The organism is Clostridium drakei, assembly GCF_000633595.2.
Taxonomy (GTDB): Bacteria; Bacillota; Clostridia; order Clostridiales; family Clostridiaceae; genus Clostridium_AM; species Clostridium_AM drakei.
In genome coordinates this window covers 138394-159328 of sequence record NZ_JIBU02000008.1, presented here as the reverse complement: position 1 = coordinate 159328, position 20935 = coordinate 138394, and the positions used below count along the sequence as shown (strand labels likewise).

General features: G+C 31.8%; 20 protein-coding genes. 3 read left to right on the top strand and 17 right to left on the bottom strand.

Going from position 1 to position 20935, the window contains the following annotated elements; all coding sequences use genetic code 11:
* Window positions 1-17 precede the first annotated feature (17 nt).
* From EG57_RS0204715 to EG57_RS0204700, 4 genes are all read right to left on the bottom strand, one after another.
* Entirely contained in the window at window positions 18-881 is an 864-nt protein-coding gene (locus tag EG57_RS0204715; RefSeq protein ID WP_032076120.1) for a tyrosine-type recombinase/integrase, read from the bottom strand.
* Window positions 882-1810: 929 nt separating this feature from the next.
* Window positions 1811-3529, bottom strand: a complete 1719-nt coding sequence (locus EG57_RS0204710) for a DUF927 domain-containing protein (RefSeq protein WP_032076119.1) — start codon at window positions 3527-3529, stop codon at window positions 1811-1813.
* A gap of 62 nt (window positions 3530-3591) precedes the next feature.
* The gene (locus EG57_RS26480) at window positions 3592-4494 is read right to left on the bottom strand and encodes a hypothetical protein (protein WP_052037740.1); all 903 of its coding nucleotides are present in this window, start codon (window positions 4492-4494) and stop codon (window positions 3592-3594) included.
* A 163-nt stretch (window positions 4495-4657) separates the two neighbouring features.
* Complete coding sequence (locus tag EG57_RS0204700) at window positions 4658-5740, bottom strand: hypothetical protein (protein WP_032076118.1); 1083 nt, start codon at window positions 5738-5740, stop codon at window positions 4658-4660.
* Between the two features lie 240 nt (window positions 5741-5980).
* Here EG57_RS0204700 and EG57_RS0204695 point away from each other — a divergent pair, with 240 nt between their 5' ends.
* Entirely contained in the window at window positions 5981-6430 is a 450-nt protein-coding gene (locus EG57_RS0204695) for a hypothetical protein (protein WP_032076117.1), read from the top strand.
* Window positions 6414-6953, top strand: a complete 540-nt coding sequence (locus EG57_RS0204690) for a helix-turn-helix domain-containing protein (RefSeq protein WP_152563670.1) — start codon at window positions 6414-6416, stop codon at window positions 6951-6953. The genes EG57_RS0204695 and EG57_RS0204690 overlap by 17 nt, the downstream gene beginning before the upstream one ends.
* Before the next feature lie 223 nt (window positions 6954-7176).
* On the opposite strand, the gene EG57_RS0204685 is transcribed toward EG57_RS0204690, so the two are convergent.
* From EG57_RS0204685 to EG57_RS0204670, 4 genes are all read right to left on the bottom strand, one after another.
* Complete coding sequence (locus tag EG57_RS0204685) at window positions 7177-7482, bottom strand: hypothetical protein (protein WP_032076115.1); 306 nt, start codon at window positions 7480-7482, stop codon at window positions 7177-7179.
* Between the two features lie 116 nt (window positions 7483-7598).
* Window positions 7599-7793: a helix-turn-helix domain-containing protein gene (locus EG57_RS0204680; protein ID WP_032076114.1), complete on the bottom strand. Its 195-nt coding sequence runs from the start codon at window positions 7791-7793 to the stop codon at window positions 7599-7601.
* Window positions 7794-8112: 319 nt separating this feature from the next.
* Complete coding sequence (locus tag EG57_RS0204675) at window positions 8113-10602, bottom strand: M28 family peptidase (RefSeq protein WP_032076113.1); 2490 nt, start codon at window positions 10600-10602, stop codon at window positions 8113-8115.
* Window positions 10603-10716: 114 nt separating this feature from the next.
* On the bottom strand, window positions 10717-10917 hold the full coding sequence (locus EG57_RS0204670; protein ID WP_242859807.1) for a helix-turn-helix domain-containing protein: 201 nt from the start codon (window positions 10915-10917) through the stop codon (window positions 10717-10719).
* Between the two features lie 158 nt (window positions 10918-11075).
* Here EG57_RS0204670 and EG57_RS0204665 point away from each other — a divergent pair, with 158 nt between their 5' ends.
* Window positions 11076-11438, top strand: a complete 363-nt coding sequence (locus tag EG57_RS0204665) for a helix-turn-helix domain-containing protein (protein WP_032076111.1) — start codon at window positions 11076-11078, stop codon at window positions 11436-11438.
* A 41-nt stretch (window positions 11439-11479) separates the two neighbouring features.
* On the opposite strand, the gene EG57_RS0204660 is transcribed toward EG57_RS0204665, so the two are convergent.
* The 9 genes from EG57_RS0204660 to EG57_RS0204625 form a co-directional block, all read right to left on the bottom strand.
* Entirely contained in the window at window positions 11480-11788 is a 309-nt protein-coding gene (locus EG57_RS0204660) for a DUF960 family protein (RefSeq protein ID WP_032076110.1), read from the bottom strand.
* Between the two features lie 76 nt (window positions 11789-11864).
* Complete coding sequence (locus tag EG57_RS26475) at window positions 11865-12011, bottom strand: hypothetical protein (RefSeq protein ID WP_161782698.1); 147 nt, start codon at window positions 12009-12011, stop codon at window positions 11865-11867.
* A 171-nt stretch (window positions 12012-12182) separates the two neighbouring features.
* A complete protein-coding gene (locus EG57_RS0204655) occupies window positions 12183-12656 on the bottom strand; it encodes a JAB domain-containing protein (RefSeq protein ID WP_032076181.1) in 474 nt (157 codons plus the stop codon).
* Between the two features lie 26 nt (window positions 12657-12682).
* On the bottom strand, window positions 12683-13051 hold the full coding sequence (locus EG57_RS0204650; protein ID WP_152563669.1) for a hypothetical protein: 369 nt from the start codon (window positions 13049-13051) through the stop codon (window positions 12683-12685).
* A gap of 354 nt (window positions 13052-13405) precedes the next feature.
* Window positions 13406-14302, bottom strand: coding sequence for a tyrosine-type recombinase/integrase (locus EG57_RS0204645; protein WP_032076108.1), 897 nt, complete (start codon window positions 14300-14302; stop codon window positions 13406-13408).
* A 2-nt stretch (window positions 14303-14304) separates the two neighbouring features.
* Complete coding sequence (locus tag EG57_RS0204640; protein ID WP_032076107.1) at window positions 14305-14664, bottom strand: hypothetical protein; 360 nt, start codon at window positions 14662-14664, stop codon at window positions 14305-14307.
* 3 nt (window positions 14665-14667) lie between these two features.
* Window positions 14668-15279: a hypothetical protein gene (locus EG57_RS0204635; protein ID WP_032076106.1), complete on the bottom strand. Its 612-nt coding sequence runs from the start codon at window positions 15277-15279 to the stop codon at window positions 14668-14670.
* A gap of 291 nt (window positions 15280-15570) precedes the next feature.
* Window positions 15571-15933 (bottom strand): hypothetical protein, encoded by a 363-nt coding sequence (locus tag EG57_RS0204630; RefSeq protein ID WP_032076180.1) that lies wholly within the window; start codon window positions 15931-15933, stop codon window positions 15571-15573.
* Between the two features lie 365 nt (window positions 15934-16298).
* A complete protein-coding gene (locus EG57_RS0204625; protein WP_032076105.1) occupies window positions 16299-20918 on the bottom strand; it encodes a beta strand repeat-containing protein in 4620 nt (1539 codons plus the stop codon).
* Window positions 20919-20935: the final 17 nt, after the last annotated feature.

The window sequence follows — 20935 nt, the reverse complement described above, 5'->3', positions numbered from 1 at the left end:
AAATGATCTCCCTTCTACTAAATTACATTTACAGCTTGTCTTAACTCATTTTGACTTGTATGTGTGTATATTGATGTTACTCTAAGATCTGAGTGACCTAATAACTTTTGAATTCTAACCAAGTTAACGCCTTTCTGTACTAACCTAGATGCAAAGCTATGTCTTAATATATGTGCTGATACATGTTTGTCCCATTTAAGTCTTTGCACCGCCTCATTTATTTGTCTATTAACATGCTGTGTTGAAATTTTACCTGATCTTTTATTGCAGAAAAAGTAATCACTATCTACTTTTAACCTTTTATTTTCAACATAATCAGCTAGAATTCCATATAACTTATCACTAATTGGAATATTTCTATCTTTATTTCCTTTGCCTTCTATTACGTGAATTACTTTAGATTCAAGGTCTACATCCTTTAATTTTAGCTTAGTACATTCTGATATTCTCATACCTGTATAATATATTGAAGTTACTACTATCTTTACTAATTCACTTTCTATTTCTTTTATTAGTGCTGCTACTTCATCTTCCGTTAAATATGTTCTTTCTTTTCTCTTCACTTTTATTGGTTCAAGGCTTAAGGCTATATTTCTTTCAACTAACTCCTTCTTATAACAATAATTATAAAATGCTCTTATGATATGGTAGCATCTACTCCTACTTGCTTGTGCTAACCCAGCAGTCAATTGATTGCCTAAATATTCTTCAAGATTAGTTAATGTTATATCCTGTAAATATGGAGGGTAGTTAAATTTTTCAAGAAGATATGATTCCATCTTTTTAAGTTGATTTCTGTATCCAATTATTGTCTCTTTACTCTTCTCAGTATTTACTAGATACTCTTCATATTGATTAATTGCTGACTTTAGAGGTATCATCTTATCTCTTCCTTTCTTTTATCTATATCAATGAAATAATATATGTCTGAAAAGTTATTATTTACTCTTTTTAATCCAATATATTTTATCTTGACTCCCTATCAATTAAGGTACTAAGAATTTCATTAGGTACTTACTAGTCATTGATTTTACTGGGTTCTAATAATATAGTCCCTATTCCCCTGATATTTTTAACTAATGTATATATCTATTAATTGATATGGGTATTACATATTGTAACTTTTGTATCATCAACATTCAGTTTTGTAATGGGTATTACTGATTCTACAAAGGATTTTGTAGCCAGTTTATATTTAGAATTACCTGTTGTTTTTTAATCTTACTCTTTTTCCTTTGCTTCAACCTGCTTTCACATGCACTTTCCTGAAGTTGAATAGATTCTTTTCGTCAGTTTCTTATTGCTTTCCAGTTGAGTTTTCCTCAAAACTATTTCTGGATTGGATTAGTACATTTCGCTGGCTTGTTGACAGCTTTCTTTTTCCGACCTTGAGCCGTTCTTTTGTGCCGCTTCTTCCTGTTTGACTTTAGAAACTGCATCTTTTATTGTAAGGAGTATTATTTTGATGCAGTTTCAGTCTCTGTCCCTTTTGGACTAGGAATTGAAGTGTCAATTGGGACTGTGTGCTGCCTTGATTTTGCTCGTGTCTACACACATAGTCCCTTTTTCCATTTTTGTTTTTTAGATTTTTATTGATTTAGTTTGAGAAGATTTTATCTCACCCAATTTTTTCACTTGGTAACTTGGACTTTTTTCTAGATTCCTTGATTTTCAATGATTTGTGCTGCCCCTGCTTGTGTTTTAGCAAGAGGTAGTTCCAAGTTTTTAGTGGAGTCTCCTTGGGTTTCTGTGTCTTACCCATGTCCTAATTCTAAAATGCACAACATATTTTTTATATCTCTATCAGCTCCTATTTTGTATTAGTTTTTAGTTCATTCTTTTCTGCCTTATTTTTAATTGGCTTTTTAAGATTTATTACATAGCATGTCACTTTGTCGATACCTTCTATTTTCCTTCTTCTTGTAAGTTTGTTAGCCTCGTAGTCCAACATTCCTTTTTCCTTCCACTTTTTCAAAACGATTTTAGGTTCATCAAATCCATGCTCCTTTAGTATTTTATTAAATATTTCCGATATTACTACTAACCTTACTTCTTCCTTGTCTCTTTTTCCTTTTGTTTCAATTATGCCCCAGCTTTCCCGATCTGATGGAGGAATAGGTTTAAACCTGCTATTTTCATTATACTTTTCAAACTTGCTAGCATTTTTTGCAACAACTTGAATTAATATATCATAAGCTTTCTCTGATATATCTTTATCATCAAAGTTTTCCGCTTCATTTTTTATAATTAACTCTTCTATTTTTTCAATGTTAATGTTTATTTTCATCTGCTCTTTTAATATTGTTGCTGCTACCATTATTACTGCTAGTTTCCCAGCTATTCTATCTCTGAAGTCTGAATCATCTAGCTTATCTATTAATCTAGTTTTACATTGTTTATGAATTTCTAGTATTTTTTCTTTACCTAACCTCATTAGTTTCCTTACAAAAACCTTACCACAATGTCCATAGTTTGCTAGGATAGTTTCTTTTATTTCATCTGCTTGTTTTGCACTCTCTGTCCAACTTATGTTTCCAAACTCGAACAATCGCATTCTCATGCCTGTATTAGCTTTAGACTTTGAGAAAATTGAATGTTCTCCTGTTGAGATTATTGTTGTATTCCAGCTCTTTTCTTCTCTTATTTCACATTCTTTATTCATTCGTATTTTATCCTTACCTGCTGTAAGTGAGTAAATATCTTTTGTAAAATCTTTCTTGTTTGCCATGCTGGATTCATCAAATACAACAGGAACTCCAGTATTACCTGCAATACTACCATGCATTCCATTACTTGTTGTATTCCACGTCATTACTAAACCTTTTTCTTTTATATTTGGTGATCCAAAGGCTGATACTGCAAGCATCGCTGCAGTTGTTTTACCCTGAGTACTATCACCATAGATATGAATTAATGGACTTTCAATACCAATATCACCTGCAATAAATCCTACAACTGGTGCAGAAAATCCAATTGATAATGCTAGTTCTAAAGGGTATTTTCCTACGACTACTCTTTTTACTAATTCCAACCACTTTTTGCCATCACCTTCAGTCTTTATTAAAAATGTCCCTATGTAGTCTGATAATAGATCCAATTCCTTAGTACATCCAAATATCTTGTAGCTCTTGAAATAGTACTCTCCATTTTTATTAAAAAATCCTATATTAGAGTGTACAAAGCTTTTCTCTACACCTTCTCTTCTGTTTCTTATGTGTTTTATCACACATTTTACATTGCTTTCATTAACATCTACACCTTTTGATGCTAAATCTAATATCTTAGCTTTTGTAGCAATTTCAGCAAGTCCAACTGTTATTTCCTTAGTCTCAGAATTTGCAGTAGAATCACTGTAAATTAAAGTTATACTCATATTTCCTGTATCTAAATTCTCAGTTACTTTTGATACATCTATAAAATCAGCTACTCGACTATATTCTATATTTCCACTAGGTGACTTTTGCCATGTACATACACATTCATCATGTAATACAACATCCTTAAAAGGCTGAAATGTTTGATTTTCCATTTTACTACACCCCCTTTTATTCGGGAACGTGAACTAGCACATTCCCGAATATTCTTTACATTTTACCTCATTGTTATTTCTGCAACTATCTGATCTCCATCTACTGTATACTTTACTTTATCAAATGTAATACATATCCTACTTGAGAAATCCAGATCAAATTTTTCAGTTAATATTTTTACTAATTCAGCTGAATATATTACGCCTTTTGCTCCAATTCTTCCTAACCTTAATGCTTCTGAATCCTCTTCTTCTGCTAAAATAGCTATTCTGTTTTTACCAATAGATATTTTTACTGCTTTAGGACTATTTATCTTATCCATCACTTTTTTAGATATTGTAAACCTCTTACCATTCTTAGGCGAATTTATAATAGATGCAGCACCAGCTTTTCCAATACTTCTTGTATGCATTTCAATATTTATTGGCTTATATAGTGTTGAGTCAAAGTCTTGTAACACCTCTTTCGATATCTCTGAAACTTGATTCTTAGTTTTTTTCTTATTTACTACTACGCTTTCTGCGTTTGCTTCTTTGCCAAACTTTGATTTTTTATGTTTATACTTTTTGTTTTTCTTTCTCTTGTTTTGACCGTTTTCTATCTCTGTACTTTCTTCATCCTCTGGATCTTCTTCTAGGTCTTCTTCATCTTCTAGCTCTTCCTCATCCTCTGGATCTTCTTCTGAGTCTTCTTCATCTTCTAGTTCTTCCTCATCCTCTGGATCTTCTTCTGAGTCTTCTTCATCTTCTAGCTCTTCCTCATCCTCTGGATCTTCTTCTAAGTCTTCTTCATCTTCTAGCTCTTCCTCATCCTCTGGATCTTCTTCTAAGCTTTCTTCATCTTCTAGCTCTTCCTCCAAGTCTTCTTCATTTTCTGTTTCATCAAATTCCGTATTTCTCTTATGAACCTTTGGCTTCTGTTTCATTTTTAACTTTTTGTTACTCTCATTTTTTCTTTTTGACATTTTTATTCCTCCCTGAATCTTATGATTAATTTTTATTTACTTTTACAGGTAATAACCTCTTGGTATCTACTATTATGGATTATCTTCTGTACTATTTGCGAGGAAAGAACTCTAGCCCTATTTTTCCGCAAGAAAAAAAGCCACTAAAGGCTTTTAATCTACATCATCTGAATAATTTATTTATACTATTTTCATCATCAGTTTTATTAAAATTTTCTAATGTCCTGAAAGCTTCTTCCGTAACTGATTGACGTAACAATTCTTTTCCTAATTCCTTATCTTTATCTCCATTAGTTACTGCCAATTCAAACAACACTAATGTTTGCTCAATCCAATTTAACATCATTTGTTCTATAGGTTTGTCTTTATTAAGCACATTTGCTACTTTATCCATTACTTCTTTAAGCTCTTGTTGCTCTAATATATTTCTCCGACCTTTGCTAATTAATTCTTCTATTCCTTTTAATTTAGGATCTTTAAGGTTCCCCAATATATACTGTTTTAAAAGAGCTTTGACTAAGATATTATCCTCAACTAACTCTTTATTAATTGATTTTCCTTGCATTTTAAGTTTTAATACTGACACTAAGTATTCTTCTAAGTCTTCTTTAAAAAGTCTTTCTTTTTCATCATCAGATACTTTTGCTTTATGTATGTATCTCTCCGTTGCATATGCTGCATGTTGTTGGGCTAAGTGAACAGGTACTGACTTTAATATTTCATTTATTCCAGCTAACGTTTGAAATCTAAGGGACGCTGGTAACATTCCTAATTGATTTACAATTGAACCTAATCTCTTAATTATGCAATCATACAAATCTTTCTCTAAAACAGCTTGCTGATACGTAGAATGTCCTTTTATTATAGTTTTATCTTGTTCTACTATATATTGGTCAATTCCATCTATTAAAGTTTCTACAAAATCTAAATAACCAATCAATGTATTTTGCTCTCTTCTACTATCATACTTTGCTAGATCTGTTGCTGTTAATAGAGCTGCTAAAATCCCATTCCAAGAAGCTTTAAAAGAATATACTTTCCCATCTTTAAAATCTTTTTCTTCTATTGAATCTGGATATCTATTACATAACTTTTTTAACATGTTCCTAATACTACGATCTGTAACTCCTAAGACTACTGCTAATTCTTCAGTTCCTATGTCCTGTTTATTTAGACTATCACTTATTATTTTTTCTCTACTCAAGTTTTCTTTATCTTTTTTATAATAATTACTTTCTTGACCCATATGTAATACCTTCTTTATTCTTTATTTTAGAAATTATGCTTTTATAATATATTATACATTAGTTTCCATCACAAAAGCGCCTGTAAAATAAGTCACATTTAGATCAATATATTATTTTTTAGTCGTCCCAATAATAAGCTTATTTTTCACTTTCCTATGTCCTTAAATAATTCTGTTTTTTTATTATTTTTGGTCTCCCCACAAAAACATTATATTAGAAAATTTTTGGAGGTGCTAAAAATGAAAACTAAATCTATAACCAATTATAAGGAACGATTAGAAATATTAAGACAGAACTCTATTAAAACTAAATTGATAGAGCTTAATCAGTGTAAGGAACTTATATTCCAACTAAAAAAACAAGATACCTCTTCTATGACTAAATCAGAACTTTATCATCATGAGAGAAAATTGAATTTACAAGTAAATAAGAAAAAAATACTAATTCAGAAACTTTCAATCCTCGGTTACAATGCTGATAGGAGAGGTAGACCTACAAAAGATGATTCACAAAAATATAAGAATACACACATCAGAATGACCTGCTATTTTACAACACATAATAGTAAGATTCTAAAGGATTTGAAAGAACAGGGGAGTATTGAAAACATATCTTCTTTTCTTAACGAACTGCTGGAATCTTATTTTGCTTTATCTAAGGATGGTGCTGATGATGAAAAAGAAAACTAGTGCTGAACTTGGCATGGAGAAAAAAAGGAACGCTATTGCCGTCCACAATAGGCTTGCCAATGCTGTTTTAGAAGAAAAAAAGAAAATGGAAAAAGAGGGGCTAGAGGTTCCTCCTGTCACCATTTCTGTCAAAGGTGATGATAGACCTTTGTGGCAACCAGAAAAGTACTTTAATAAAAATTTCAAGTCTTACCTTGAGCAAATTAGAAAAGTGCATGGTCTTTCTGTTACTGAAATAGGTATTATATTTATTTTATCTCAGCATATAACTTATGAGAATAATCTTATTACTAATACTGATGGTACTCCTGTGATAAAAAAAGACCTAGAAAAAATACTTGGAATTAGACAGAATGCAGTGGACAAACACATGGCTGCTTTAATTAAAAAAGGCGTATTTGCTTCTGTTAAGGTTAGAAAAAGTGTGAATTACTATCTTGATCCAAGAATTGCTTATCAAGGCAATAGAATTGATACAACTCTTCTTTCTATGTTTCATATTAAACTAGATTCATTCAAGTAACTTATTTTAGATATACCCCAATTTTTGGGGTATATCTATATAAAATATGCCCCAAAATTTAAGGTGTATTTTTTTCGCAAACCCATTGATTTTCAAGGAAAACCTTCGTTTTTGCTATTCTTTTCCTTTTATAAATATTAAACAAGATGCATATTATTGAAAAAAATGCTAAAGACAACCCCCTATAGATTGTCTTTAGCATTTTTAATCTGTTGTTATCGACTTAGATAATAATATTAACATTTGAATTTTGGCAATTGGCTTGATTTACTTTATAATTACTTTCTATTTGGGAAGTTTCTTTTTTATGTTTTGTGTAATCTTGGCAGCTATTAAATAATGTTATTGCGATGCAAATAACGAAAATTACTTTAAACATTTTGAATAATCCTGAATAAGACATTATAGGTACAATACCTATTCTGTTCATAATCCTTATAAAATAATTAATTCCAACATAAGTAATAAGTCCTGCAATAATTGCTGCAAAAAATATATCACCAAAGATAGTTTTTAATAAAGTTACCATTTGTAAATTCCCCCATTATAAATTATTTTTGTAATTATTTTAATAAAATTTATTAATACTATGCTTGTCCTTTATGTGCTTACCTCCCTTTTTAAATTGATAAAATTCAACTTATATCAATCAAGAAAATCCTTAATACTTAATTCTAGTGCCTTAGCAATTTTTTCCATAGTTTTAATTGAAGGCATAGTTCGTCCTACTTCTACATCAGACAAAAAAGTATTGGATATTCCTGACTTCTGAGCTAATTCATATTGTTTTAGTCTTTTCTTAAGTCTTTCATATCTAATTTTTTCACCAATATTATTCATCCTTCATCTCCCTTCAAATATATTATACGTTTCAAACGTATAATATGCAAGATATTTTACGCATTGAACATAAAGCATCTTATTTTTTCTATTTACTTTTACATATTCACTAATCTTTTATATGTTTAAATCAATACGCTATTTACGGAAATTTAGGAATTTATTATGGATTTAAGAAATAAATCGAAAGACATTAGAATGGTTAAATAATCGAAGCGTACAAGAGAAGAATGATTTTATGCAATATTTAGGATTTAAAAACATGCTAATAAACATAAAATAGAGCTACAAGGTTATCCCCTATAGCTCTCATTCTTTATTAATTTTGCTGATACCAATTATAGCAATCATCTAATAATTGTTGTAATGGTATATTTAATTCTTTCTTAACAGTATCATCTAGAGTAACTTGTGGTCCATCATAGAAGTCGAATTGAAAGTCTCTACATTTCTCTTGTCCATACTTAGCCCAAATATAAACTTCTATAGTAGCTAATTTATTATATAATGTTTCGTATTGGTCGGTTATTTTTCCACCATTAAATTCATCCCAATATGATAAGTTAGTATAGACCGCCTTATTGGTAGTACCTGGCACTAAACGTTTATAGTTCCATTTCATACTTGGACCACCAAATGCATATACATGACCGCTTACTTCTTGATTTTGCATATCAGAATCTGTATTAAAGGAAACAGGATTATGAATTGCACATACATGGTTAAATTCATGTGCAATTGTACTGCAAAAATCGTCTTCTTTATCTGCACCTTCAGTATCAAGTCTTACTACACTTAAACTAAAATCGGTAAAGCTTTGATATCCGCCACCTTTCTCTCCAGTTCCTTTCTTGTCCATTCTGTTAGTAACTATCCATCCATCATCCCATTGGTTAACACAGTATATTTTTAATTTTTCATTTGGTAGTGTTGGATATTTATTCCACCATAAAGTGTCTTCATATACTTTATCTACTTTATCTGAATCATTTATTGCTGCTTGTACAGATCCAGCAAAATTATCTGTATAATAGATTTTAGTATACTTTGTCTCATAAGTATTTAATGTCTTATTTGTAGATGGAACTAACTCATGACCAACTTTAGAACTGTCAAATTTTATAGGAGTATCAGAAGGAGTATCTGGAGTAGTAGAAGTACCGCTATATGGATACTGGGTTATTACATTCTTGATTTCATTTATTACTGTACCTAGTTTATTAATATCTATTGTTGAAATAGTATCCTTTAATGAATCAGAAGTTTCTCCAAATCTTACAAATGCACTAGGGATATCCTTTGATGCAAAGTCATAGCTATTACCAAATGGATAATTGGCATCTGCACCAGTATCAGTAAGATGTATTCCTGGTTGTTTTGCTATAGTATCATGTAAATCTGTAAACTCTTTCTTTACTGCATTGAATAGCATACCATTTGAATTACCTACATCATATATATCTATGTCTGCTATAACATTCTTTATATTGCTATAATTATTTACAAAATATATGGAGCCTTCTCTTTGTGCTGTTTGGCTACCAAATGCGGCAAATAACACATTATAATTAGGTTGGTTAGTTGAAAAGTATTTAGCAACAGCAGCAATTGTACCTACACCTGAAGCATCTGCCGAAGCACCTGGGAATACTCTTCCATTTGGTAACGAACCATAACCATCTAAACTAGCACTTATTACAATAGTTTTAGTTGTATCTTTACCTTTTATCATACCTAATACATTGTATCCATTAACTTTATTTCTATTTACGTCTATAGTCATTTGCACTGTGGCTGTTTTAAAAGTACCTAAATTAGATGAATCTACATTAAGACCTATGGTATTACTTGATACATCTCTAGTAATATAAATACAAGGTATGCTTCCTTGTTCATATTTAAGAGGTTTCTCAGCAGTAGTTATTGGCATGTATTGGCTAGGTATCATTAAAGCGGTAATAGCACCTTTTTGAGCTGCTATATTAACTCTATCTAATACACCCATTGAATTTCCTGTCTTTACATCTGCTTTGAATAAAACTATTTTACCTTTAACATCCACATTATAATCTTCTGAATAACCATTTCCAACAAAAACTATTTGATTGCTATTAATATTAGCTGATGGAGTATTACCATGAAGCTTATAGTCTGTAAACATAGTTAAAGTTTTATTATTAATTTTTATTGTAGGCATACTATTAAGTTGTGCTATAGAAGCAGGATAACTTTCAAGATAATTATTATCCACAGTATTTAATCCAAGAGAACTAAATACGCTAGCAATATAATCTGCCGAAGCTTTATATCCGTTAGTTCCTACAAGTCTTCCTTGATATTTATTTTCAGATAACTCTTTAGTTACTTCATACGCATATTGTTGGTCTGATAAACTCTTATCTGGAGCGCTTCCAATATTTATAGGAGTTTCTGATTTAGCTACTGTAGTAAATGTAACAGTTCTTTCTGCCTCCATTGACTTACCTTTAGCACTTTTTAAACCCTTTAAAGTTATAGTATATGTTGTACTATAATCATAGTTTCTTTTAGGTTGAATAAGAAATGCTTTCGGATTATTAGGAACAGGTGATAAAGTAACTGGTATTTTTTCATGCGTAGTATTATTAGTTACAAATACAGTATTATCATCCAATGTAGTATAATCTACATTATTTGTCATTTGGACAGTCCATACCTTATTAATTGCTGTATCAGTGAAGGGCTTTCCATCGTACTTTGCAAATACAGTACCTTGAAACAAGAATAATATAATCGCTAAAGTTGATAACTTAGTTAATAATTTTTTCATACTATGTCCCCCTTAAATTTCAACTACATATATACTACTACCATTCCTAATGATAGGATTAAAAATTATAACATAACTTGACGCTGAAAATTTCTATTTATTCACCTTCTTTTTTTACAAAAGATTTTTGACATCTAATTTTAGAACCTTTGCTATTCTATTTAGTGTCTTCAATGAAGGAATTGTCCTGCCAAGCTCAATATCTGAAAGATATGTATTTGATATACCCGCTTTTTCTGCCAACTCATATTGCTTTAAACTTTTCTTAAGTCTTTCACATTTAATTTTTTCACCTATATTATCCAAAACTACCACCCCCACAATATTTATTATACGATTATTACGTAAAAATACAATATTTTTTATGGTATGTATAAAATAATTTTGTGTTTATTCTATGAGGTTTTACAAATTACTTGAATTTGTTTATACTAAAACTAATACGTTATTTGCGGAAATTTTAGGAGGTTATTATGAAATTAGGAGATAAATTAAAGGCTATTAGAAAAGCTAATGGAATGTCATTACAAAAACTATCTGATACTACTGCTGAAATGTCAGAATCCAGGATATCTGTATCATTTTTGAGTGATATTGAAAATTATAGAAGCAATCCATCAATAGATAATCTAAAAATCATTGCTAAAGCTTTAAATACACCAGTTTCATACTTTGTAGATGATTCAGAAAACAGCTTATTTGGTGGAGCTATTGAAGATACAGAATTCGTTCCTGTAGTTGAATTGCTTAAGGATTTTAAAAACTGGAGCATAGAGGATAAGAGGGAACTATTGCACTATTTAGAGGCTAAAAAGGTGTTAAGAGATAATAAGTAGCTGATGTAATTTTATGTGAAAGACTTGTCCTTTTATTATCTCTAATACTCTTCTGCTAATAACATAGTAGAGTAATCACCTTCATCAATTACATATACTTTCTTATTTACTGGTTCTTCAACATTTAGTAAATACAATTTTTCATACGGTGCTAATTCTTGTTTGTGTACTAGCTTTTGATTGAATATATCATTTCTATTAATAGTATTTAATTCAAATACCTGTAAGTAGTCAACATTAATATCTTTTCTCTTTTTTAAAGCATCTATATAGCTCCATATCAATATTTGAATATCTAGTCCTATTTCTTCTTTTACTCCTCTTGTAATGTATCTATTCTTATCAAACATCTTTTCTCCTCCTTAATATTATTTCAGGCTTTTAATAAGCAAAAAGCAGCCTACTCAAATCAGCTGCTATGTGGTATCACTTCCACTTATTAGGTAGAAAGTCCCACAATATATCAAAGTCTATTCCTGTTTCTCTTGCTACTTTCATTGTTGCCTCAATTGCATTCATTCCTCCTGCTATAATTAGTATTATCTTTCCTATTAGTGCTAATATCTCCGCCATTAGTAGTACCTCCTTCTTTAGTATTCTTCTGCAAGTAGTCTAGTTTCTGTCCTTGTTCCTTTAGTGTATCAATCAATTCCACAGGAATAATTGTAGTTCTAATGATATCTCCTGTTGTATTTCTTTAGTCATGTACCTTTTATTATTAGACATCTTATTCATTCCTTTCTCCTACAATATCCCTTTTTCTTTCAGACTGCAGTATTTACCCTCTGAACCTATGATGATATGGTCTATTAGCTCTATTCCTATTAGCTTTCCTGCTTCTTTTAACCGATTGGTTACATTTATATCTTCTGCAGAAGGAGCAGTATCTCCAGATGGATGATTGTGGAATACTATTATTGAAGCTGCATTTGATAAAACTGCTATTTTGAATACTTCTCTTGGGTGCACTATTGAGCTATTTAAACTACCTACACTTGCTACATTTAATGATAGCGGCTGATTCTTTGTATCTAAGCAACATACTATTAGTTGTTCTCTATCTGCTTCTTCTAAGAATCTTCTGCCTAAATCTACTGCATCTGATGGTGAACCTATCTTTCTTACATCATAGAGAATACTTCCTTCTCTAACCATCTTTATAGATACTATGTTTACTCTTTTAGCTGCTGTCTTACTATTTTTTTCACAAACCGTCATTGCTACTTGTTCTTCTTTACTTTTTCCTATGCAATATATTGATTTTGACATGATGTTCTCCCCCTTTTCATATGTGGAATTATTACATTATCCATTAAGCTCTCTAATATAATTTCTACAGTATCCCAAGCATAACTATCTATATACCATCTGTCTTTATCATCAAATTCAAAGGTTATTTCAAACTTTCCATCACTTAATTCTTCTCCACATACAGTAACTTCTTCAATTAGAGTCTCTTCAACTATTGTTTTATAGAAGTCTATTAGGTCACATCCTCCATAAGAATCAAGAGTATAGTCCATTAGATTTTCTATGTTGAATTTTTCAATAGCTTTCTTAGTTCTTCTTTCGATATATTCAATATCTTCTATTGTTAATTGACTATTTATCATCTTCCTCATTCCTTTCATTTCTGTTTTTATACACAAAAATAGCACCTAACCTCATTTATTTGAGATTAGATGCTTAATTATTTTCATCTTACTTCATCTTCTACATCCATAGCTTTCTTGCTATCCATTTTCTAACGACCACACCAACTATCCCTCCAAATACTATTCCTGAACCAATGCTTGTACCTGTCATTACAGCATCTATTGCTCCTATAACAGCACCACCTACAGCCCATTTTACTAATATTAATATCTCCTCCTTTTTATGATCCTCTGTGTTCCTAGGGTACTATTCATCATGTATGAATGTACCTTCTAAGATTATGATATATGCTTATTTTCTTTTTTATTTCGTTATAGAAGCTCTACTGCATCCCTCTTGTCCTTCTGTGATGTGTTGATGTAGAATTTTGCTGTTGTCTGGATGGATGCATGTCCTGCCAGTTTTGCCACTGTGGTGAGTTCTACGCCTTTTCTCAGAAGCCTTGTACAGAATGTATGGCGGAATTTGTGTGGGTGCATCCTTATGCTTAGCTTCTTTTCCAGTTTGCTTAGGAGTTTATTAACTGCATCCCTGTCCATCTTTGGGGAACGGTTGGTCAGTATTAGGTATTCACTGTCTGCAAATTTACTGTCCTTCCGTTCTCCCTCTAGGTATTCCCTCAGTGCATCTATGACTTCTCCCTTTAGAGGGACTTCTCTTCTTTTGCCACCTTTTCCCCAAGCTACAGTTAGATTCATTGCTAATACATCTACATCTTTTAGCTTTACATTTACTAATTCGCTAACTCTTACGCCTGTATATAGAAGCAGTAGTAGTATTAGTCTGTCCCTTGAAGTTACTTCTTCTGATTGAATGTAGAATAGGATCTTCTCTATTTCTGCATCAATAAATACTTCAACTTCTCCTTCACTACCTGCAGCTACCTTTACTTTATCTTTTCTTAAATCTACTACCTGCTCCTTTAGGTAGCTACTGTCTATGAGGAATTGATTTAAGGATTGAAGGCTATTGATTTTCTTATTGATTGTATTTACCTCATAATTATTTTGCACTAGATAATTTCTATAGGCTGTGATATGGAATCTTTTTAGTGTTCCTGTGAAGGTATTATCCTTAGATTCTAACCATTGAAAAAAGGCTCCAACATCACCTACATAGCTTTCTATTGTTTTCTCTGCTTTACCATCTGCAATTAGTGCTTCTTCAAATTCAATAGCTATCTTTTCAGCAATAGTATTAGCATCCATAGCTATTCCTGCCTATAATCAAGTAGATTTTCAGATGTTAGATTTAGAGAGATTATTAAACTTATCCCAAAGTCGTTATTGCATAGTATTAGTGAATTAGTGTATTCTTCTCCATTGCTACATTTAATTAAATCAACATATTCTGGTATAGCAGTACTTATATCTATTCCTATTTCATCATTGAGCTTCTTAATATCCTCTTCATTTTCCACTACTAGAATATAACCACCATCATCATCTGCATTTCTTTCTTCTCCATAGTTATCATCAAGTATGGTTGCTATCTCTGATACTACATTTACAACTTCTACTGGTAAGTGTTTTATAGTTACTATTTCGCTTCTATATGCTATCTTAATCATTTCCTACACCTCTCTTCCAGCGTAGCAGTAGTAGATTTCATTGCCGTTAGAATCAATGTAGCCTTCTATTGGTTCGTTGGATTCTAATACATTCCACCAGTCATTGTCTATTAGATATTGTTTTGCTGCTTCTTCCTTTGTTGTACCAAAGATCCACATGTCAGCAAGTTCTTCTTCATTATACATAGCTGTTATATAATCAGCATCATATAGCTTATCATTTAATTCATCCTCAGCTATTTTCTTCATTACATCTTCTCTATGCTTATAGTAGATATAATAGCAGTTTAGTTCTACATATCCATAGTCTTTTAATCTTCCATAAGCATCTTTTACCTTTTCAATATCTAAGTCTAAACCTACACCACATCTTACAAAAACATAGAAATTAATCAAATCTCCATCTTTTATATCTTTACACGCTTCAGCTAATACCTTTGTAGTGTTATAAGATAGATATGGTTCAAGCTCTACCTTATTTCTTTCTAATTTTTCTATGAATTCTGATACCATGTCTATTTCTTCCTGTGGAATTCCGTTGTACCTTCTGTAGATCATTTCTATCTCATTAGCTATGAATTTGCTAAGGATTGAAGCACTATTTGATGTGTTCATACTTATTTCCTCCCTTGAATTTTTATTTTCTTATTCAAAGGAATAATATATGTTTGAAGGTTGATTCGTTACAGGCTGGTTCACTGCATTATTTAGATTATGCAGTTAAGTTTTAGGTGTGTAATTTAGCAGAAAATATTGATATGCCTAGTGTTATCGCTTTTTCTGTTCTTACAAAGTTTTTATGCAGTGTATTTTCTTATTCTTTTGCAGTGAAATAAAAATAAGGATAACAACTTGTGCTATCCATTTTCTGATTCAAATATAATTTTATTCTAAATATCACATATACTAATTAGGAATCATTGTTGCATTTATATTCTTTCCTTTGTACTGAGTTCTAACTTTCTCCATGTATTTACTAACTTTTGCATACTTGTCTTTATCTTGTATTCCTTTTTTAAACTTTAAGTTTAACATTATAGTTTCACCATTATGACTTATGTATGCATACTCTAAATCATTATCATTATTTAACATCTCATCTATTATAGCTTTATCTGTATTATTTTGCTTTATACCTTTGTCTTTCATCATTTTATCTGATGTTTGTACTCTTTTATTAAGACTATATTTTTGATAACCATAGTATCCACCAATAATTATTACTACTGCTAATACTATTGCAGCTATTACCTTTGTTTGTTTTTTCATCTGCCTCACCTCCTGTATTTTACACATAATTAGATTATATTACTATTATCTATATCATTCAATTATTTAACTCATATTTTTATATTAATTCAAAAAAGAATAGAAGAGTACCCCTAAAGATACTCTCAATTTTGATTTGATTATTTAGTTTTTCAATCAGTGTGTGACCTGACTATTTTTATGACTTAAAGGTATTTTTAGATATGATAGTACAATTTTATCCGTTCATTTATTTAAATGGGAGAAGGAAGGTTGTACTTCCCTTCCTCCTCTCTTTTATTTATCCGTTCTCTTTTCACAGCTTGTCACTGGAAAATTTTACACCCCTGGGGTCTTTGCGAGACCTGAAAGGTTGAGCTTACTGCTTAGTTTGTTGAAGCTACTGCTGCTACTGATGTTGCTTGTGTCGCTTGTGTTGCAGCTTTAACAAGTACTGTATTGTCTGTTCCTGTTAATCCTGTTATTCCCGCTCCTGTTATAGTTACAACTGTATCACTAGTTCTTGTGAATGTTCCTCCTGCTAATGCAGCATTATCTGTTCCTGAAAAAGTGAAATCACTTGCTGTTATAGTACCTGCCTTAAATGTTCCACCAGTTAATGTTATTGTAACAGTGTTATTTGCTGCTACTAGTGTGAATGGAGATGATGTCACATTTGTTATTGGTGCTGTTACTGTAACAACAGCTGTTGAAGCTGCTGATACATTACCTGCTGCATCTACAGCATAAACATGATAAGATCCTGCTGCTAAATTAGTAGTAGCAATTGTAGTATTATTATTTATAGTTCCTACAGTTGCTTTAGTAGCTTTTGTACCAGCTACTAATGCATCTAGTGAAGCTTTATCAGTAACTGTATCTGTTGATTTTACTAAATAAACTGTTCCCAATTCATTACTTTGAGCTGTTGTTACATCAGTTCCTGCTGTAACACTTACTGCTCCAACGCTTGCTGTTGGTGCCATTGTATCTGGTGCTGTAAATGCTGCAGCTGAAGTTACTCCATCAGTTGTTAATGCTTTATCAAGTGCATTACCTACAGCATCTTTTACATCATAATTACTTGATGCCTTAACAGTTACTTTAGCACCATCTTGTACTGGAGCTGCAACTGTTAATGTAACTTTTTTGCCTGCTACTTCTGCCTTTGTTACTACGTTACTATCTACTACAAAGTCACTTGCACTTACAGTTGATGCTGCTAAATCATCTGCAAATGTTAACTCTATTGTATTAGCAGTCTTTATAACTACATCTGCAGCTGCTATAGCAGTATTAGCTGCTGTAACATTATTTATAGCAGTTGTACTTACTGTTGTATCTGCCATTTTGTTTCCTATTAAATCCTCTATGTTTTTAGCAGTTACAGTAACTGTATCTCCTTTTAAGAAGTTCTTAGTTGGAGCTGTTCCATCTGCTTTTCCAAGAACGATTTGGAATGTCTTAGAATCAACTTTCTTTATTACATAGTCATTTGTATCTGCAACTGGAGTATCAGTATCAGCAATCGCTCCTTTAGCTGCTAATGTAGTATCATTTATTTTAACTACATAGTTAGTTTCATCTAAAGCCTTTGTATCATTTACAGCTTCTGTAAACTTCAAAGTAATAACATCAGCAGCAGGAGTAGCTTCGTCCTTTGCTTCTGCTGTTATTGGTGTAGTTGAATCAAATGCTGGAGCTACTAGATCTGCAAGTACTCCAGTTTGATCTACGAACGTAGTTGCTGCATTACCTGCTAAATCTTTAACACCTTTAACTGCATATTTAAATGTTGTTCCTGTTATTGTGTTCGGAATATCAAATGTAGCTTTCTTTGTAGTTGCATCATATGCTACTGATGTTGGTGTTACATTTGTTCCATCATTTAATGTTACTCTGTAATTTGCTGGATTTTGAGCAGTAGTTGCTACCACATCTTCACCAAATGTTACAACAACTGTTGTTTTTCCAGTTTGTACTGAGCCTAATGCTGTTGTAGTTGGAGCTTGTATATCTCTTACAAAACTTACATCTGTTGTTACTTGAGCGTTATCTGCTACTGGTTTAATTACTCTTTCATTAGCTTTATCAGTAGTAACAATTACGTTACCATAGTTATCAGCAATGTTGTTAACTACAACTTTATATTGATGATCTTGTTGTAAATCGATTGTCTTTAATGTCATTGTTGCTTTGTTAGTTCCATTAAAGCTAATTGATGATACACTATTTGAGTCAAGTTTTATTTCAGTATTACTATTACCATCAGTTCCTAAATCGAATAATTGGTAATTAGCAAGATTTTCTGCTGTTGCTTTACTTACATCATTAGCATCAAATGTAATTGCTATTGTATCATTTTCTTTATTTGCTGTTGATGTTAAAACTACACCATCATTTGCTGCAGTTTTAATTGCTGGTGCTGTTGTATCAGCTGCAGTTACTATACCTTCAAATTCGAAGTTATTAGCTGTAGTACTTAAAGCAACTCCATCTACACTATGAACATTAGCAACTGTAAGCTTGTATGCATTTACTGTTGCTCCTGCTGCTACATCAGTCATAGCATTATCAACTACAAGGTAAACTGTCTTTTGGTCTGCACCTAATGTTGCTTTTGTAACCTTGTATGCTTTTGATGAATACATCTTATCTACTATTGTATAATTATTTACATTTTCAGCTTCATCTTTGTTCATTCTTGCATCAAATGTAACCTTTAATTGAGTTGTACTTACAACTGCATCTGTTGTTGTATTGTCATCAGCTGTTGCACTCTTTGTTGAAACTGTTGGTATCATACTATTTGCAAAGTTTAATGTCATTGGTTTAGCCATTGCAAGGTTACCATTTGACTTAGCTGTTGTTTGGTCATTAGCAAAGTCATAGAATGCATTTGCTCCTAACTGTATTGTCATTGGAACACCATTACTATATGCAGTTTGTAATTGTGCTTCAATTTGACCAGTTGTAGATGTAGCTCCATCAGCTTTTCCTGTTATAGTAGCAGTATCTGTTGGTAAGTCAACTACTAAGTATTTACTGTATGCTGTTTGATCTGCTAATAAAGTTCCATTTGCATCTACAGCTTTTATATTTCCTTTAACTATTGCTGCACTTACTGCTACTGGATCATCAGTTCCAAAACCAATTTTTAATGTTCCATTAGCTATGTCCGCAACTTGTGCTGCCTCATCTAATTCAAAATACAATTTTTTATCAAGATTCTTGAATGTTGCATTTACAAGTGATGGTGCTTTAATATCTTGAGTCATAGCTATATCTGAATCAATAGCAAGAGTTGTTGGTGTTCCAGCTTCATTCTTAACTGTTGCACTTACAGGTATTGTTGCTTTTATCTTATCTACAGTTACTCCAGAAATTCCTGCTGCTGAAGCATCACTTGCTGCAAGAACAACTGTTACAGTATCTGTAGCTGTCTTATCTATATCTTTTGTCCATACATTCTTAGCATCATCTAAAGCTACTCCACCTAATTGGATATTAGCCTTAGCTCCTATAGTTACCTTTTGGTCAAATTTCAATGTTAATGTTCTTGTATTTTCATCATAGCTTGAGTTTGCAGCTACTAATGATGGTGGTGTTTGTAATTGAACTGCTGCAACTGTTGTTGCTTCTATAGCATTTGCTGTTGTTGCGATGTCAGTTACTGCTCCTGCAGCTATTTCAAGTGATACTGCTCCAGCTGGTAATTTAGCTTTTGTAGCATCTGATATTCTAAATGTTAATTTAGAACTATCACTTGATTCTTCAATAGCATCTGAACTTGTTAATGCTACTCCACCAAGTTTAACTTTTGTATAATCTAATGAACTAACTTTTACAGTTTCATCAAACTGAACTGCTAATTTCTTAGTTTCTGAGTTATATGCTGCTGAAACTACTTTTGGTGCTGTTACATCAGTTAACTCACTTGCCTTTGGAGCAAATGTTAACTGTGTTCCGTTAGCAACAACGTAAGTAGCACTATTTTGAATATCCTTTACGCCAGCTGTTGCAACGTTGAAGTAATATGTTGCTGGTGCTAAAGTTGTTGTATCTTTTAATGTAAATACAACTGATTTGCTATCAGCACTTAACACACCAAATGCATCTGTAGTTGCTGCTGTAGTGTCAAGTAAGTTAGTTCCTGCTGCTTGAGCATCTCCTAATTTATATAATGCGAAATTCACAGCATCTGCTGCAGAAGCATCCATTTTTTCTGAGAATGTAACTTTTAAATGTCTGCTGTCAACTGCTTGTACTGCTGTTACTTCTGGTGCTTTAAAGTCAAAGTTATATTCAGCTTCTGTTGTCTTTCCTTTATTGATTAAATCAGCTGCTGTTCCATTAACTTTTAATACTCCTTGAGTATTATCAAGTGTAGCAAATGTTAATGTGTAATTTTTGCTATCAACTTTTGTTATCTTTGTTGGATGGAATGCTGTTCCATCGTTTACTGTTAAGTTAAATTTAGCATAATTTTCAGCTGTATCTGCTAAATCTGTATCTGCTGCAAATGTTACTTTTGCAGTAGTAGTAGTAATAGCACTTACAGAACTAACAGTTACTCCTGTTTGTGCCTGATGTGGTTGTTCTTTTATTGTTCCATCATTATTTAAAACAACATCAGTAAGTAAGCTTGCATTTATGTTTACAAGATCAGCTGTTGTAGCACTTTCTGTAAATGTTTTGAAATCTTTTCCGTCTATTATAACTGCATTCGCTGCTTTACTTGCATCAACAAATCCAGTTTTATCATCAACATATGATACAGTTTTTCCACCAACTAATTTTGCTGAAAAATTGTTAAAATAGTCAGCAGCCTGAATCCCAGCTAATGAATCTGCTAACTTATTGTAATCATATTCGTATTGTTTTCCATCTTTATCTTGAACTACAACATTAGTTACTTTTGCATAAGCTGTAGATGAAACTGCAGCTACAATTAAACCAGCTATTGCAGTTGAAGATAAAACATTCAAAGTGGTTTTTTTAGACATACTATTGTTCCTCCTTC

Excerpts from the sequence above, each read along its gene's own strand:
- EG57_RS26480 (WP_052037740.1), bottom strand. The coding sequence starts at position 4,494 with ATGTCAAAAAGAAAAAATGAGAGTAACAAAAAGTTAAAAATGAAACAG.
- EG57_RS0204625 (WP_032076105.1), bottom strand. The coding sequence starts at position 20,918 with ATGTCTAAAAAAACCACTTTGAATGTTTTATCTTCAACTGCAATAGCT.
- EG57_RS0204700 (WP_032076118.1), bottom strand. The coding sequence starts at position 5,740 with ATGGGTCAAGAAAGTAATTATTATAAAAAAGATAAAGAAAACTTGAGT.
- EG57_RS0204650 (WP_152563669.1), bottom strand. The coding sequence starts at position 13,051 with ATGATAAATAGTCAATTAACAATAGAAGATATTGAATATATCGAAAGA.
- EG57_RS26475 (WP_161782698.1), bottom strand. The coding sequence starts at position 12,011 with ATGGCGGAGATATTAGCACTAATAGGAAAGATAATACTAATTATAGCA.
- EG57_RS0204680 (WP_032076114.1), bottom strand. The coding sequence starts at position 7,793 with ATGAATAATATTGGTGAAAAAATTAGATATGAAAGACTTAAGAAAAGA.
- EG57_RS0204685 (WP_032076115.1), bottom strand. The coding sequence starts at position 7,482 with ATGGTAACTTTATTAAAAACTATCTTTGGTGATATATTTTTTGCAGCA.
- EG57_RS0204710 (WP_032076119.1), bottom strand. The coding sequence starts at position 3,529 with ATGGAAAATCAAACATTTCAGCCTTTTAAGGATGTTGTATTACATGAT.
- EG57_RS0204715 (WP_032076120.1), bottom strand. The coding sequence starts at position 881 with ATGATACCTCTAAAGTCAGCAATTAATCAATATGAAGAGTATCTAGTA.
- EG57_RS0204690 (WP_152563670.1), top strand. The coding sequence starts at position 6,414 with ATGAAAAAGAAAACTAGTGCTGAACTTGGCATGGAGAAAAAAAGGAAC.
- EG57_RS0204630 (WP_032076180.1), bottom strand. The coding sequence starts at position 15,933 with ATGAAAAAACAAACAAAGGTAATAGCTGCAATAGTATTAGCAGTAGTA.
- EG57_RS0204635 (WP_032076106.1), bottom strand. The coding sequence starts at position 15,279 with ATGAACACATCAAATAGTGCTTCAATCCTTAGCAAATTCATAGCTAAT.
- EG57_RS0204660 (WP_032076110.1), bottom strand. The coding sequence starts at position 11,788 with ATGTTTGATAAGAATAGATACATTACAAGAGGAGTAAAAGAAGAAATA.
- EG57_RS0204655 (WP_032076181.1), bottom strand. The coding sequence starts at position 12,656 with ATGACGGTTTGTGAAAAAAATAGTAAGACAGCAGCTAAAAGAGTAAAC.
- EG57_RS0204640 (WP_032076107.1), bottom strand. The coding sequence starts at position 14,664 with ATGATTAAGATAGCATATAGAAGCGAAATAGTAACTATAAAACACTTA.
- EG57_RS0204695 (WP_032076117.1), top strand. The coding sequence starts at position 5,981 with ATGAAAACTAAATCTATAACCAATTATAAGGAACGATTAGAAATATTA.
- EG57_RS0204675 (WP_032076113.1), bottom strand. The coding sequence starts at position 10,602 with ATGAAAAAATTATTAACTAAGTTATCAACTTTAGCGATTATATTATTC.
- EG57_RS0204645 (WP_032076108.1), bottom strand. The coding sequence starts at position 14,302 with ATGGATGCTAATACTATTGCTGAAAAGATAGCTATTGAATTTGAAGAA.
- EG57_RS0204665 (WP_032076111.1), top strand. The coding sequence starts at position 11,076 with ATGAAATTAGGAGATAAATTAAAGGCTATTAGAAAAGCTAATGGAATG.